Genomic DNA, 15,080 nt, shown 5'->3' with positions numbered 1-15,080 from the left:
AGCGGCCGCCTCCATCATCAGGTAGAGGTCAGACAAGCCACGAACGCAAGGAGAGAACATGGCCAAGGCAACCCTCCCGGCCCTGGGGCTGGGCACCTTCCGGCTCAAGGGCGAGCCGCTGATGGGCAGCATCCACAAGGCCCTGGACCTGGGCTACCGCCACATCGACACCGCCCAGATGTACGAGAACGAAGAGACCGTGGGCGCCGCCCTGGACGCCCATGATGTACCCCGCGACGAGGTCTTCCTGACCACCAAAATCTGGCACGACCGGCTGCAGCACGACGACCTTTTACAAAGTTTGCAGGAAAGCGTGAACCGGTTGCGCGTGGACGCGGTGGACCTGGCCCTGATCCACTGGCCGAGCCCCAACGACGAAGTGCCCATGGACGAATACATCGGCGCCCTGGCCGAGGCCAAAAAGCAGGGCCTGGCCAAGAACGTGGGGGTCTCCAACTTCACCGTGGCGCAACTGGAACGGGCGCTCAGCGTGCCCGGCGGCGAGGAACTGGTCACCAACCAGGTGGAAGTGCACCCCTTCCTGACCAACCGCAAGGTGGTCGACGCGATTCAGCGTGCCGGTCTCACCGTGACCGCCTACATGCCGCTGGCGGTGGGCAAGGTGCTGGAGGACCCGACCCTCAAGAAACTGGGTGAGAAGTACGACGCCTCCGCCGCCCAGGTGGTGCTTGCCTGGCTGCACCAGAAAGACATCGTGGTGATTCCCTCGTCCACCAAGGAAGCGCACCTGAAAGCCAACATGGCGGCGTTGGATATCACGCTGGAGCAGGCGGACATGGACGCCATCGAGGCCCTGAACCGGAACGAGCGTATCGCCGACCCGGATTTCGCCCCGGACTGGGACTGACGGCGGGCGAGACAAAGCGCCCCTCAGGCTCTAGCATGCGGGCATGGAGCGAATTCCCCACGATAAGCTTGATGCCCTTCAGTTCGACCGTGATGAGCGCCTGGAAGTCTGGCGTCAGAGCGTCGAGCCCCTGTTCGATTGCCGCGCCGCCCGGGAACCCGGCGGCCGGGAATTTCAGGGCCGGCTGGAGAGTTTCAATCTCGGCCAGACGCTGATCGCGCGCAGTGAGTTCACGCCCCTGCACTTCCAGCGCGACCGGCGCACCTCGGACGATCACCTACTGGTGCAGCTGTATACCCACGGCGGTTATCAGGGTTACAACGGTGACCGCAAAGTACAGGTGGGCCCGGGCGACATCAGCCTGCTGGATATGGGGCTGGGCCTGGAAACCCTGGCGCCGCGCTCCGGCAACCTGTCGCTGGTGATCCCCCGAGACCGCTTCTTCGCCCTCACCAAACCGGCCGACTACCGGCCGGGCACGGTGCTGCGCGCCGGCACCCCGCTGGCCACTATTCTCGCCAACCACCTGTCCAGTGTCTGGACGTCGCTGGCGGACGCCTCCGTGGACGACCTGCCGGCCATCAACCGCACCCTGGTGGGCGCGGTGGCCGGCGCCTTCTGCCAGGGCCCGGTGCGCGAAGACGCGGCGATGCCGTTCGAGGACGCCGCCCGCGACGCGGTGCGCGCTTTCATCGTTCACAACCTGGACGACCCGGGGCTGGGGCCGGCGCGGCTGTGCCGGCGGTTCGGCCTTTCCCGCACCCGGCTGTACCGGCTGTTCGAGCCGTTCGGCGGCGTCGCCGGCTATATCCGCGAACAGCGCCTGGACCGGGCCTTCCGTGAGCTTGCCGAGCGTGATCTGGGGCAACGGCGTCTGGTGGAGGTGGCGCTGGAGTGCGGTTTCGACAGCCAGAGCCATTTCTGCCGGCTGTTCCGCCAGCGTTTCGGCATGACCCCCGGCGAGGCCATGGAACAGGGCCGCTCCGCCCGCCTCCGCCGCTCGCGGGCGGACGGCGACGGGCCGTCGCGGCCGGAGTTTCGCGATTGGCTGCTCAGTCTCTGAGCGGAAACGCCGGCGGGACAAATCATCAACGGGGCGGGAAACAAGCGTGCAAGCGTTCCGCCGGGCGGGCCGCCACAATGCGTGGGCGAGTTAGCGGAACGCTATCTTTTGCATATTTGGGTTGTGAGCAAGCCCCGGGGTTCTCCCCGGGGCTTTTTAATGGGCGGGTGTCAGGGTGCGGGCCAGGAACGAGGCGCCGGCGTCCTCGGCGGCGCCGCCGAACAGAAACGCCGCCACATGCCCCTTGCCGCGCAACAGCAGCAGTTCGTTGTCGACGCCGTTGGCGTTGAGCGCGGTGCGGTAGTCTTGCGCGTGGTCCACCGGCACCACCGAATCCAGGGTGCCGTGATAGAGCAGATGCGGCGGCGTGTCGGCGCCCACATGGGTGACCGGCGAGGCGGCCGCGTAGGTGGCGGCGTTGCTCTCCTGCGGGCCGCCCAGGAACTGCGGGACCAGGGTGCCGCCCTCGAACTTGCGCAGATCCGTGGGCGTGCCGCCGGCCACCACCGCCCGCGGCCGGGTCACCGGGCCGCCGTAGGGTTCGTTCAGCGGGCTGTCCGTGTCCGCCGCCACGGTGGCCAGCAGCGTCACCAGGTGGGCGCCGGACGAATAGCCCCAGGCGCCCACCCGCGACCGGTCGATGCCGTAATCGTCCGCGTGCACATGCAGCCAGCGCATCGCCATCTGCAGGTCGTGGAGCTGCGCCGGGAAGGTGTACTCCGGCGCGAAGCGGTACTCGATGTTCACCGCCACGAAGCCCTGCTCGGCCAGTTGCCTGGCAAGCCCCGCCGTGTCCTCCGGCGAGCGCCGTTCCCAGCCGCCGCCATGCACCACCAGCACCGTCGGATACCGGCCGGGTGGCTCCGGGCGGTAGATGTCCGCATGTAGCGTTTGCGGCCAGTCGTCGGGGGTGTAAACCCGATCCTCGATCACCGCGACGTCGAACTCGGGCAGCGCCGGCGGCTCGCCCTCCGGCGCGCCCAGATGGCGCACACAGCCGGTGACCGCCAGCGTGCAAAGAAACAGCAGGGTTAATCTCATCAAGGAGCTCCACGGTTATGACTGTGGATTACGCTAACCGCGAATCAATCAATGGTGGGTGAGGGTGACCGCTGAATGACCATGTGGGTGGCGACCTTGTGGGAACGGGCCCTGCCCGCGAAAGGCCGGCAAAGGTTGCCCCGCAGGATTCCAGAGAGCTCTGACAGGGAGAACAAAAAAGGTCTCTGGCATCCTGCCGGGAGCTTCGCTCCCTTTCGCTTGCAAGGCAAGCTCCCACAGGCCCGCTCCCACAAGCAACCGGTTTATTCGGTGGTGAAGGCGGGGTCGTCGACGATCATGCCGATGCTGAGCGCGCCCGGGCCGATGTTCACCGCGCCGGTGAGGCCCATGCTGCTGGTCAGCAGCTCCACCTTGTGGCGCTTGGCGGCCTCGGCCAGGCGGTCGAAGCCGGGCATCTGGCGGATGCGGCTTTCGTCGCCGGCGTAGCTCACGCACACCACCGGCGCCATCAGGCCGCGCTCGATGCAGCGGGCGCCGTGCCGGAACATGGCCTCCACGCCGGCGTCGAAGCCGCGCATCTTGGCCACCGGGAAGGTTTCGTCCTGGCGGGCGCAGAGCACCGGTTTGATGTCCAGGGCGTTGCCGAGAATCGCGCCGGCCCAGCTGACGCTCTTGTCGCCGCGTTTCTTGGCGCGCTTGTGCAGGTAGTAGATGTCCGGCACCACCGCGTAGCCGGTGGCCTTGGAGGCCAGCACTTCCACGCTTTGCCGGATTTCGGTGATTTTCATGCCGCTTTGGATCAGCCGCATGGTTTCCGCCGCCAGGGCGCCCTGGCCGGCGAACAGGGTCTGGCTGTCAGTGACGCGCAGGGCGAAGGGCCCTTCCACGCCGGCCTGCTTCCGGATCGGCTTGTACTCACGCAGGATGGCGTGGGAGGCCTCGGTGGCGTTGGTGAAAATCGGGCTGCGGCTTTTCGGCACCGTCTGCACCAGGGCGTAGTCGAAATCCACCACCACCTTGTCCAGGAACAGCGCTTTGATCTGCTCCATGGTGAACGGGATGGATTCCGCGCCATGGGCTTTCTCGGACGCCTCGGTGGCGTAAAACTGACGGGTGCGTTCCGGATCCCGTTCATCAACGATGATCTGATCCCCGAGCCGGATGGAGACCGGGAGGATCAGAATGCCGTGTTCATCGATAAAGGATTTGGGAAGATCGCAGCCGGAATCAACGACCAGACCGATTCTCATAATTATTCACCCCTTTTCATCGCAGTCTAGCGTAAAAAGTGTGACCTGCAACACTCCCCGGTCCAGACCTTCGGCTTAAAGCTTGACGCTTAAAGCCCCAGGTTATCCAGCACCCGCAGAATCGGGCCGGACTGGTTCATGGTGTAGAAGTGCAGGCCCGGGGCGCCCATCGCCAGCAGGCGCTCGCAGAGGCGGGTCACCACTTCCTCGCCGAACGCTTTCACCGCCTGCTCGTCGTCGCGGATGTCGTCCAGGCGGCTGCGCAGCCAGCGCGGGATATCGGCGCCGCAGTTATCGGAAAAGCGGAACAGATTGGCGACGTTGAGAATCGGCATCACGCCCGGGTAGACCGGCGCGTCGCAACCGCGCCGGCGCAGCTCGTCCATGTAGTAGCCGTAGGCGTCGGCGTTGTAGAAGTACTGGGTAATGCCGCTGTCGGCGCCGGCGCTGATCTTGCGCTGAAAGTGCGCGATATCATCGTCGAAGCTGCGCGACTGCGGGTGATTCTCGGGGTAGGCGGCCACTTCCAGGTGGAAATGGTCGCCGGTTTCCTCGCGGATCAACGCCACCAGATCGTCGGCGTACTTCACTTCGCTCTGCGCGTAGCCCATGCCGGAGGGCAGGTCGCCGCGCAGCGCCACGATGCGGCGCACGCCGCTTTCCTTGTAGCCGTTGACCAGTTCCATGATCTCGTCACGGCTCTGGCCGATGCAGCTCAGGTGCGGCGCGGTGTCGGCGTGCTGCTCGCGCAGCAGGCCGACCATCTGCCGGGTGTAGTCCCGCGTGGAGCCGCCGGCGCCGAAGGTGCAGGAGAAAAACTCCGGCTTCTTGGCCAGCAGCTTTTGCTGGGTGTTCAGGAGTTTTTCCCGCCCCTGCTCGGTCTTGGGCGGGAAAAACTCAAAGCTGATGCGTTTGGACATGATTCAAAAACGCCTTAGTACTTGTAGTGGTCCGGCTTGAAGGGGCCGTTGACGTCCACGCCGATATAGCCGGCCTGCTTGTCGGTGAGTTGGGTGACCACACCGCCGAAGCCCTGCACCATGTAGCGGGCCACTTCCTCATCCAGATGCTTGGGCAGCACTTCCACCTTGAGCATCTTCTCCTTCACCGTGTCGGAGTGACCGGCGTAGCCCTGGTCGAACAGGTACATCTGCGCCAGCACCTGGTTGGCGAAGGAGCCGTCCATGATGCGGCTGGGGTGACCGGTGGCGTTGCCCAGGTTGACCAGGCGGCCTTCCGAGAGCAGCAGCAGGAAGTCCTGGTTTTTCTTGTCGCGCCACACTTTATGCACCTGCGGCTTCACTTCTTCCCATTCCCAGGTCTTGCGCATGAAGGCGGTGTCCACTTCGTTGTCGAAGTGGCCGATGTTGCAGACCACCGCGCCCTTCTTCAGCGCCTTGAGCATGTTGGCGTCGCACACGTCGTAGTTACCGGTGGTGGTCACCAGCATGTCGGTGGTGCCCAGCAGCTCTTTGTTGATGGAGGCTTCGGTGCCGTCGTTGACGCCGTCCTTGTAGGCGCTGACCACTTCGAAGCCGTCCATGCAGGCCTGCATGGCGCAGATCGGATCGATCTCGGTGATCTTCACGATCATGCCTTCCTGGCGCAGGGACTGGGCGGAGCCCTTGCCCACGTCGCCGTAGCCGATCACCAGCGCCTTCTTGCCGGACAGCAGATGGTCGGTGGCGCGCTTGATGGCGTCGTTGAGCGAGTGACGGCAACCGTACTTGTTGTCGTTCTTGCTCTTGGTGACCGAGTCGTTGACGTTCACCGCCGGCACTTTCAGGGTGCCCTGCTTGAGCATCTCGTAAAGGCGGTGCACGCCGGTGGTGGTCTCTTCGGTGATGCCGTGGATCTTGTCCAGCATCTCCGGGTAGGTCTCGTGGATGTAGCCGGTCAGGTCGCCGCCGTCATCCAGAATCATGTTGGCGTCCCACAGGTTGCCTTCGCCGTCGCGGCAGGTCTGCTCGATGCACCACATGTACTCTTCCTCGGTCTCGCCTTTCCAGGCGAACACCGGCACGCCGGCGGCGGCCATGGCGGCGGCGGCGTGGTCCTGGGTGGAGAAGATGTTGCACGAGGACCAGCGCACTTCCGCGCCCAGCGCCTTCAGTGTTTCGATCAGCACCGCGGTCTGGATGGTCATGTGGATGCAGCCGATGATGCGCGCGCCCTTGAGCGGCTGTTCGGCGCGGTATTTTTCCCGGATCGCCATCAGCGCCGGCATTTCGGTTTCGGCGATGTCGATTTCCGCGCGGCCGTACTTGGCCAGGGAAATATCCGCGACTTTATAGTCCTGCAGCGTTTCCGCTTTTGCGTTCATGGGTCTCTCCATTCGTGGTTAGCGAATGGGCGCCGTTATCGTGTCTCACCCTGCCCCCGAGCCTCGCGGTTGTCCGCTGCAGCGCCCCTCGGGGGTGTGGTGGTATGCGTTTAAAGCGCCGCTTTGAGGGCGGCCGCTTTGTCGGTGTTTTCCCAGCTGAAGCCTTCGCGGCCAAAGTGGCCGTAGCTGGCGGTGGGCCGGTAGATCGGCCGGCGCAGGTCGAGCATCTCGATGATGCCGCGCGGGCGCAGGTCGAAGTGCTCGCGCACCAGGGCGGCGATGCGGTTGTCGTCCAGCTTGCCGGTGCCGAAGGTGTTCACCGAGATAGAGGTCGGCTCGGCCACGCCGATGGCGTAGCTGATCTGAATCTCGCACTTGTCGGCCAGGCCGGCGGCGACGATGTTCTTGGCCACGTAGCGGCCGGCGTAGGCCGCGGAACGGTCCACCTTGGACGGGTCCTTGCCGGAGAAGGCGCCGCCGCCGTGGCGGGCCATGCCGCCGTAGGTGTCGACGATGATCTTGCGCCCGGTGAGGCCACAGTCGCCCATCGGCCCGCCGATCACGAAGTTGCCGGTGGGGTTGATGTGGTATTGGGTGTCGCCGTGCAGCCATTCGGACGGCAGCACGGGCTTGACGATCTCTTCCATCACCGCTTCGCGCAGATCCGCCAGCTTGATGTCCGGGGAGTGCTGGGTGGACAGCACCACCGCGTCCACCGCCACCGGCTTGCCGTTTTCATAGCGCAGGGTTACCTGGCTCTTGGCGTCCGGGCGCAGCCAGCCGAGCCGGCCGCTCTTGCGCAGCTCCGCCTGGCGCTCCACCAGCCGGTGGGAGAAGTAGATCGGGGCCGGCATCAGCGTGTCGGTCTCGTTGGTGGCGTAGCCGAACATCAGGCCCTGGTCGCCGGCGCCCTGTTCCTTGTTCTCGGCTTCGTCGACGCCCACGGCGATGTCCGCGGACTGCTTGCCGATGCCGTTGAGCACCGCGCAGGTGGCGCCGTCGAAGCCCACGTCGGAGCTGTCGTAGCCGATGTCGAGAATCACCTGGCGGACGATGTCTTCCAGTTCCACATAGGTGCTGGTGCGCACTTCGCCGGCAACGATGGCCATACCGGTCTTGACCATGGTCTCCACCGCCACGCGGGCGTGGGGGTCGTCGGCGATGATGGCGTCGAGGACCGCGTCCGAGATCTGGTCGGCCATTTTATCCGGATGGCCTTCGGAGACCGACTCGGAGGTAAAGATGCTGTATTCACTCATTACCGGATTGCTCCCTTTTTGATGGATGCGCGGTGACGCGCTGAAAGCTGCGCACCTGCACCTGAAAACCGTTACGCATGGCGAGAAACAGGCTCTCGCGCAATACCAGGCCGGCGCGGCCGGCCCAACTCACCAGGTCGGCTTCTTCGAAACCGAGCCAGAAATCCCCGCAGGCGTCCACCGCCCAACGCTGGTTGTGGCGGCACAGATCGGTGATCACCAATACGCCGCCGTCGTTCAATTGCCGGGCCGCCGCCTCCAGGGCGGCGGAGGGCGAGGGCAGGTGGTGCAGCACCATATTGACCACCACCGCGTCGACCCGGGGTAAAAGGGCGCCGTGTTCCGGCCACTCCCCCAACACCAGCTCCACATTGTCCAGCCCCTGGCCGGCCACCCGTTCCCGGGCCCGGGCCAGCATCACCTCGGCGTTATCCAGCGCCAGCACCCGCTCGAAGCGGCTCGCCAGCGGCGCCAGGAAGCGCCCCTCGCCGGGGCCGATCTCCAGCGCGATGCCGCGCCGTTCGCCGGGTTCCCGGTTGTCGGCGGCCCGATCCAGCAACTCACAGGCCTGCTCCGCGTACTGGTCGTGCTCGGCGATCAAATCCTGATGCCGGGCCAGGTCGTCCGCGTGCCGGGCAAAAAACGCCCGGCTCTGGGCGGCGCGCTGCGCCTGCACGCCGGCCAGCCGCTGCCGGGTGACCGGGTCCGCCGGCGTGGCGTCGAGTCGCTCGAACAGGGCGCTCTGCAGCGGCCCGGTGGCGGCGTCCGACGGCGGCAGGCGGCGCCGGTAGAAGATCGAGTTGCCCTCCCGGCGGCGCTCCACCAGGCCGCCCTGGGCCAGCACCTTTAAATGGTGGCTCATGCCCGATTGCTTGATCGCCATGATTTCGCACAGCTCCAGCACCCCGAAGCTGTTCTGGCCCAGCACCTGCAGAACCTCCAGGCGCAGCGGTTCGCCGGCCGCCTTCAGAAAGGCCGCCAGGCTGTCCAGATCCTGTTCCTGCGGTGCCGGGTGTAAAGACATGGAGGCGAGTGTAGCGGACCTCGGGGGCTGCATCAAAAGATATTGATATAGGTTCCAGAGTTTGCCCCCGCCCCGGGCTTGGGCGACAATAGCGCCCCTTTTCACACCTCTGGTCAAAAATCGTTCAGGAGCCGTGCATGTCGTCAGCCCCCGCTGCCCGTGATCTCGCCAATGCTATCCGTGCCCTGAGCATGGATGCGGTACAGAAAGCCAAGTCTGGTCACCCGGGCGCCCCCATGGGCATGGCGGATATCGCCGAAGTGCTGTGGCGCGGCTTCTTGAAGCACAACCCGGCCAACCCGCACTGGGTCGACCGCGACCGGTTCGTGCTCTCCAACGGCCACGGCTCCATGCTGCTCTACAGCCTGCTGCACCTGACCGGCTACGGCGTCAGCCTGGACGATCTGAAAAACTTCCGGCAGCTCGGCAGCCCCACCGCCGGCCACCCGGAATTCGGCGACGCGCCCGGCATCGAGACCACCACCGGCCCGCTGGGCCAGGGGTTCGCCAACGCCGTGGGCATGGCCATCGCGGAGAAGATGATGGCCGCCCAGTTCAACCGCGACGGCCACGCCATCGTCGACCACAATACCTACTGCTTCATGGGTGACGGCTGCATGATGGAGGGCATCTCCCATGAAGCCGCGTCCCTGGCCGGCACCCTGGGGCTGGGCAAGCTGGTGGCCTTCTACGACGACAACGGCATCTCCATCGACGGTGAGGTGGAAGGCTGGTTCACCGACGACACCGTGGAGCGCTTCCGCGCCTACGGCTGGCACGTGATCCCCAATGTGGACGGCCACAGCGCCCAGGAAGTGAAGCTGGCGATCGAGAACGCGCGCAAGAACACCGACCAGCCCACCCTGATCTGCTGCAAGACCATCATCGGTTTCGGCAGCCCCAACAAGCAGGGTAAGGAAGAGTCCCACGGCGCCGCCCTGGGCGACGATGAAGTGGCGCTCACCCGCGAGGCCCTGGGCTGGAAGCACGGCCCCTTCGAGATTCCCGACGAGATCCGCAACGCCTGGGACGCCCACGACGCCGGCGCCGAGAAAGAAGCCGCCTGGCAGCAGCGCTTCGACGCCTACCGCGCCGAGTTCCCGGAACTGGCCGATGAATTCCTGCGCCGCATGCGCGGTGAGCTGCCGGCGGACTTCGACCAGCGCGCCGACGCCTTTATCGCCGAGTGCCAGCAGGCCAAGGAAAAAGTGGCCAGCCGCAAGGCCAGCCAGAACACCCTGGACGCCTTCGGCCCGGGCCTGCCGGAGCTCACCGGCGGCTCCGCCGACCTGGGCGGCTCCAACAACACCGTCTGGAAAGGCTGCACCTCGATCAGCGCCGACGACTGCAGCGGCAACTACATCCATTACGGGGTGCGCGAGTTCGGCATGACCGCCGCCATGAACGGCATCTGCCTGCACGGCGGCCTGCGCCCCTACGGCGGCACCTTCCTGACCTTCATGGAATACGCCCGCAACGCGGTGCGCATGGCGGCGCTGATGCACCAGCCCAACATCCTGGTCTACACCCACGACTCCATCGGTCTGGGCGAGGACGGCCCCACCCACCAGCCCATCGAGCAGATCGCCAACCTGCGCATGACGCCCAATCTGAGCACCTGGCGGCCCTGCGACACGGTGGAAACCGCGGTGGCCTGGAAGCACGCGGTGAAGCGCGGCGACGGCCCCACCGCGCTGATCTTCTCGCGCCAGGGTCTGCCCTGCATGGACCGCGACGACACGGTGCTGGCCAACGTGGCCAAGGGCGGCTACACCCTGCTGCAGACCGGCGACGGCCAGCCCGAAGCGATTATCATCGCCACCGGCTCGGAAGTGGAGTTGGCGGTGCAGGCCGCCGAGGCCCTGGGCGTCGCCGGCAAGAACGTGCGCGTGGTGTCCATGCCCAGCGTCGACGCCTTCCTGTCGCAGAGCAGCGACTACCAGGAAGCGGTGCTGCCGGCGGCGGTGCGCGCCCGGGTGGCCGTGGAAGCGGGCATCACCGATTACTGGTACCGCTTCACCGGCCTGGACGGCAAAATCGTGGGCATGACCGGCTTCGGCGCCTCGGCGCCCGCCGGCGACCTCTACAAGCACTTCAACATTACCGCCGAGGCGGTGCAGGCCGCCGTGGAGAGTGTGATTTGAGACCCCAGAGTCCGGCGCCCGACGTTCGGTCCCTATGTTAAAGATCGCGATCAATGGCTATGGCCGCATCGGTCGCTCCTTCGTCCGCGCCCTGGCGGAGCGGGAAGCGGCGGGCAACGCCCTGCCCGTGCGGCTGGTGGCGATCAACGACCTGGGCCGGGCCGAGGACCTGCTCTACCTGACCCGCTACGACACCACCCACGGCCGGCTCAACGCGCCGGCGGAGTTGGTGGACGGCTGCCTGCGCATCGGCGACCAGGCGCCGCGGCTGTTCAGCGAGCCGGAACCGGAGCAACTGCCCTGGGCGGAGCTGGGCGTGGACGTGGTGCTGGAGTGCTCCGGCGGCTTCCGCGCCCGCGATGACGCCGCCCGCCACCTGACCGCCGGCGCCGGCCGGGTGATCGTCGGCGCGGTGCCGTTCGATTACGCCGACCAGACCATCGTCTACGGCGTCAATCACGAGGCGCTCAAGCCGGACAGCCGGGTGCTGTCGGCGGCGTCCTGCACCACCCACTGCATCGCCCCGGTGCTGGCGGCCCTGGACCGGGAGTTCGGCGTCCGTCAGGCGTTGATGAAGGAAATCCACGCCTACACCTCGGACCAGACCCTGCTCGACCATGTGCACCGGGACCCGCGCCGCGGCCGCGCCGGCGCCCAGAACATCATTCCCACCACCAGCAGCGCCATCAAGGCGGTGCAGAACGTGCTGCCGGCCCTGGACGGCCGCATCACCGGCCACTCGATCCGCGTGCCGACGCTCAACGTGGCCATGGTGGAGCTCACCCTGCTGCTCGACCGCACCCCGCCGCCGGAAGCCCTGAACCCCTGGCTGCGGGCCCTGTCCCAGCAACAACCCGGGTTGATCGGCTACAACGACGAGCCGCTGGTGAGCGTGGATTTCAATCACCGGGCCGAATCCGCCATCGTTGACGCCACGCAGACGCGGGTGCAGGGCGAAATGGTGCAAGTGGTGGCCTGGTACGACAACGAATGGGGCTACGCCAACCGCCTGCTCGACTGGGTGGCGGCACTGGCCGGTGCCCAGTGATCATTAACGAGGTAGCAAGACGATGAACTTCAAACGCATGACCGACCTGGACCTGAAGGGTAAACGGGTGCTGATCCGCGAAGATCTCAACGTGCCGGTGAAGGACGGCAAGGTCACCAGCGACGCCCGCATCCGCGCCTCGTTGCCGACCATCCGCCACGCCGTGGAAGCCGGCGCCCGCGTCATGTTGCTCTCGCACCTGGGCCGGCCCACCGAGGGCGAGTACGAAGAACAGTACTCCCTCAAGCCGGTGGCGGAGCACCTCGGTCAGTTGCTGGGCCAGGAGGTGCCGCTGGCGAAGGACTGGCTCGACGGCGTCGACCTGGAAGACGGCCAGGTGGTGCTGTGCGAAAACGTGCGCTTCAACCAGGGCGAAAAGAAAGACGACGAGGCGCTGTCCAAGCGCATGGCGGCGCTGTGCGACGTCTATGTGATGGACGCCTTCGGCACCGCCCACCGCGCCCAGGCCTCCACCCACGGCGTGGCCCGTTTCGCCCCGGTGGCCTGCGCCGGCCCGCTGCTGGCCAACGAGCTGGACGCCCTCGGCAAGGCGCTGCTGGAACCGGCCAAGCCGCTGGTGGCCATCGTCGGCGGCTCCAAGGTGTCCACCAAGCTGGAAGTGCTGGACGCCCTGGCCGATAAAGTGGATCAATTGATTGTCGGTGGCGGCATTGCCAACACCTTCCTGGCGGCGGCCGGTCACCCGGTGGGCAAGTCGCTGTGTGAAAAAGACCTGATTCCGGCGGCGCAGAAGCTGGCGGAAAAAGTCCACATTCCGCTGCCGGTGGACGTGGTGGTGGCCAAGGCCTTCGCCGAGGACGCCGAAGCCACCACCAAGAAGGTGGACGACGTGGCCGAGGACGACCTGATTCTCGACGTCGGCCCGCAGACCGCCCATGTGTTCGCGGCGCTGATGAAAGAGGCCCGCACCATCATCTGGAACGGCCCGGTGGGCGTGTTCGAATTCGACCAGTTCGGCGAAGGCACCCGCGAGCTGGCCGAAGCGATCGCCGACAGCGAAGCGTTTTCCATCGCCGGCGGGGGCGATACCCTGGCGGCCGTGGACAAGTACGGCATCGCCGACGATATCAGCTATATTTCCACCGGTGGTGGCGCCTTCCTGGAGTTCGTGGAAGGCAAGACCCTGCCGGCGGTGGCGGTGCTGGAACAGCGCGCCCGGGACTAATACACCACCTACATTTCGCTCCGAAGACGAAAGGGAAGACATCATGGCACTGATCAGCATGCGTCAACTGCTGGACCACGCCGCCGAACACGGCTACGGCGTGCCGGCCTTCAACGTGAACAACCTGGAACAGATGCGCGCCATCATGGAGGCCGCCGACCAGACCAATTCACCGGTGATCGTGCAGGCCAGCGCCGGCGCCCGGAAGTACGCCGGCGCGCCCTTCCTGCGTCACCTGATTCTGGCCGCCACGGAAGAGTTTCCGCACATCCCGCTGGTCATGCACCAGGACCACGGCACCAGCCCGTCGGTGTGCCAGCGCTCGATCCAGCTGGGCTTCTCCTCGGTGATGATGGACGGCTCCCTGGGCGAGGACGGCAAGACCCCCACCGAGTATGAGTACAACGTGGACGTGACCCGTCGCACCGTGGACATGGCCCACGCCTGCGGCGTGTCCGTGGAAGGCGAGCTGGGCTGCCTGGGCTCGCTGGAATCCGGCCAGGCCGGCGAAGAAGACGGCATCGGCGCCTCCGGCACCCTGACCCACGACCAGATGCTCACCGACCCGGAAGAGGCGGCGGACTTCGTCAAGCGCACCAAGGTGGATGCCCTGGCCATCGCCATCGGCACCAGCCACGGCGCCTACAAGTTCACCCGCCCGCCCACCGGCGACATCCTCGCCATCGAGCAGATCAAGGCGATCCACGCGCGCATCCCGGACACCCACCTGGTGATGCACGGCTCCTCCTCGGTGCCCCAGGAATGGCTGCAGATCATCAACGAGTACGGCGGCGAGATTCCGGAGACCTACGGCGTGCCCGTGGAGGAGATCCAGGAAGGCATCAAGCACGGCGTGCGCAAGGTGAACGTGGACACCGATCTGCGTCTGGCCTCCACCGGCGCGGTGCGTCGCTTCCTGGCCCACAACAAGGCCGAGTTCGACCCGCGCAAATTCCTCAAGGAAACCGTGTCGGCCATGCGCGATATCTGCATCGCCCGCTACGAAGCCTTCGGCACCGCCGGCAACGCGGACAAGATCAAGCCGATCAGCCTGGAAACCATGTACCAGCGCTACGAAGCCGGCGAAATGGACCCGCGCATCAAGTAACCCGCCGGCACCGCGGCCTCACGGCTTGGCGTAGGGCAGCCGCGCCAGCCGCGTGGCGCGGTGGTAGCCGTCCAGGCCGCTCACCGCCACGGTGCCCGCGGCCTCGATGTCCAGGTAGCCGTCCTCGCCCACCCAGGCGTCCTCCGCCACCAGAATCTGCTCGATACGGCCGATCACCAGCACCGTGTCGTTGACCTTGAGCGTCTGGCTCGCTTCCAGCCGCAACCCCAGCTTAATCCGCGACTCGCCCACGAAGGGCGCGGCGAAGCCGTGCCGGTACTCCGGTGTCAGGCCCACCGCGTCGAACTCCGACACCGCCCGCGGGTAGCGCGCGCTGGTCTGATGGGCGGCGGCGTGGATGCCCTCGTGCACCTGGTTCAGCGTGTAGACGCCGGTCTCCAGCAGGTACTCCAGGCTGTGCCGGTCCACGGAATGGGGACGCAGAATCATGCCGGCCAGCGCCGGGTCGGCGCCCAGATGGAACACGGAACTGATTATCGCCAGGTTTTCCTGGCCGCCGGCGGACCGGGTGCCGAGCAGATTGGCGCTCTTGAACCCGGAGAGGCTGTTCACCAGGGCGGCGCGCCGGCGCCGGGGCCAGGCCGCCAGGTCGGCTTCGGTGAGTTGCATGGGGCGCTCCGTGACGGTGGATATGGGCGCAGATTATCGTCGCCGGGCGTGAGGGGGCCGTGCAGAGGGGCGCTGTTATGCTATGCTTACCCAAAGTTACATATAACAATATTTATTACTTGAATATGACGTCCCGGACGACGTCGTTTGACAAGGTGCCGACGAGCACCGGGAG

Annotated in this window: 13 protein-coding genes and 1 riboswitch; of the genes, 6 read left to right on the top strand and 7 right to left on the bottom strand. The window is 66.1% G+C overall.

Annotation, left to right across the window (positions count from 1 at the left end; translation table 11 throughout):
- Positions 1-58 precede the first annotated feature (58 nt).
- Complete coding sequence (gene dkgB / locus ACMG4O_RS02125; protein WP_142947764.1) at positions 59-868, top strand: 2,5-didehydrogluconate reductase DkgB; 810 nt, start codon at positions 59-61, stop codon at positions 866-868.
- 43 nt (positions 869-911) lie between these two features.
- The gene (locus ACMG4O_RS02120; protein ID WP_142947763.1) at positions 912-1,931 is read left to right on the top strand and encodes a helix-turn-helix domain-containing protein; all 1,020 of its coding nucleotides are present in this window, start codon (positions 912-914) and stop codon (positions 1,929-1,931) included.
- A 156-nt stretch (positions 1,932-2,087) separates the two neighbouring features.
- Here ACMG4O_RS02120 and ACMG4O_RS02115 read toward each other — a convergent pair whose 3' ends face one another.
- From ACMG4O_RS02115 to ACMG4O_RS02090, 6 genes are all read right to left on the bottom strand, one after another.
- Positions 2,088-2,972 (bottom strand): alpha/beta hydrolase fold domain-containing protein, encoded by an 885-nt coding sequence (locus ACMG4O_RS02115; protein WP_414434340.1) that lies wholly within the window; start codon positions 2,970-2,972, stop codon positions 2,088-2,090.
- A gap of 263 nt (positions 2,973-3,235) precedes the next feature.
- Complete coding sequence (locus tag ACMG4O_RS02110) at positions 3,236-4,183, bottom strand: DegV family protein (RefSeq protein ID WP_142947761.1); 948 nt, start codon at positions 4,181-4,183, stop codon at positions 3,236-3,238.
- A gap of 89 nt (positions 4,184-4,272) precedes the next feature.
- Complete coding sequence (gene metF, locus ACMG4O_RS02105; RefSeq protein ID WP_194856125.1) at positions 4,273-5,103, bottom strand: methylenetetrahydrofolate reductase [NAD(P)H]; 831 nt, start codon at positions 5,101-5,103, stop codon at positions 4,273-4,275.
- A gap of 14 nt (positions 5,104-5,117) precedes the next feature.
- A complete protein-coding gene (gene ahcY / locus ACMG4O_RS02100; RefSeq protein ID WP_194856124.1) occupies positions 5,118-6,506 on the bottom strand; it encodes an adenosylhomocysteinase in 1,389 nt (462 codons plus the stop codon).
- A gap of 20 nt (positions 6,507-6,526) precedes the next feature.
- Positions 6,527-6,602: riboswitch (S-adenosyl-L-homocysteine riboswitch) on the bottom strand.
- A gap of 14 nt (positions 6,603-6,616) precedes the next feature.
- The gene (gene metK, locus ACMG4O_RS02095) at positions 6,617-7,765 is read right to left on the bottom strand and encodes a methionine adenosyltransferase (protein WP_142947758.1); all 1,149 of its coding nucleotides are present in this window, start codon (positions 7,763-7,765) and stop codon (positions 6,617-6,619) included.
- Positions 7,758-8,789, bottom strand: coding sequence for an ArsR/SmtB family transcription factor (locus ACMG4O_RS02090; RefSeq protein WP_414434339.1), 1,032 nt, complete (start codon positions 8,787-8,789; stop codon positions 7,758-7,760). The genes metK and ACMG4O_RS02090 overlap by 8 nt, the downstream gene beginning before the upstream one ends.
- A gap of 137 nt (positions 8,790-8,926) precedes the next feature.
- Between ACMG4O_RS02090 and tkt the strand changes: the two genes are divergently transcribed.
- Genes tkt through fba form a run of 4 tightly spaced genes read left to right on the top strand, consistent with a single transcriptional unit; the run spans position 8,927 to position 14,275 of the window.
- Positions 8,927-10,933 (top strand): transketolase, encoded by a 2,007-nt coding sequence (tkt, locus tag ACMG4O_RS02085; RefSeq protein ID WP_414434338.1) that lies wholly within the window; start codon positions 8,927-8,929, stop codon positions 10,931-10,933.
- A gap of 34 nt (positions 10,934-10,967) precedes the next feature.
- Complete coding sequence (locus tag ACMG4O_RS02080) at positions 10,968-11,981, top strand: type I glyceraldehyde-3-phosphate dehydrogenase (RefSeq protein ID WP_142947755.1); 1,014 nt, start codon at positions 10,968-10,970, stop codon at positions 11,979-11,981.
- A gap of 22 nt (positions 11,982-12,003) precedes the next feature.
- Complete coding sequence (locus tag ACMG4O_RS02075; protein ID WP_414434337.1) at positions 12,004-13,167, top strand: phosphoglycerate kinase; 1,164 nt, start codon at positions 12,004-12,006, stop codon at positions 13,165-13,167.
- A gap of 43 nt (positions 13,168-13,210) precedes the next feature.
- Complete coding sequence (gene fba, locus ACMG4O_RS02070) at positions 13,211-14,275, top strand: class II fructose-bisphosphate aldolase (protein WP_142947753.1); 1,065 nt, start codon at positions 13,211-13,213, stop codon at positions 14,273-14,275.
- Between the two features lie 18 nt (positions 14,276-14,293).
- Here fba and ACMG4O_RS02065 read toward each other — a convergent pair whose 3' ends face one another.
- Positions 14,294-14,905 carry a flavin reductase family protein gene (locus ACMG4O_RS02065; protein WP_414434336.1) on the bottom strand — a complete coding sequence of 204 codons (612 nt, stop codon included), beginning with the start codon at positions 14,903-14,905 and terminating at the stop codon, positions 14,294-14,296.
- Between the last annotated feature and the right edge of the window lie 175 nt (positions 14,906-15,080).

This window comes from Alloalcanivorax venustensis, assembly GCF_047495515.1.
GTDB lineage: Bacteria > Pseudomonadota > Gammaproteobacteria > Pseudomonadales > Alcanivoracaceae > Alloalcanivorax > Alloalcanivorax venustensis.
The sequence above is the reverse complement of the archived record's forward strand: the minus strand, read 5'-3'. Positions and strand labels throughout refer to the sequence as shown.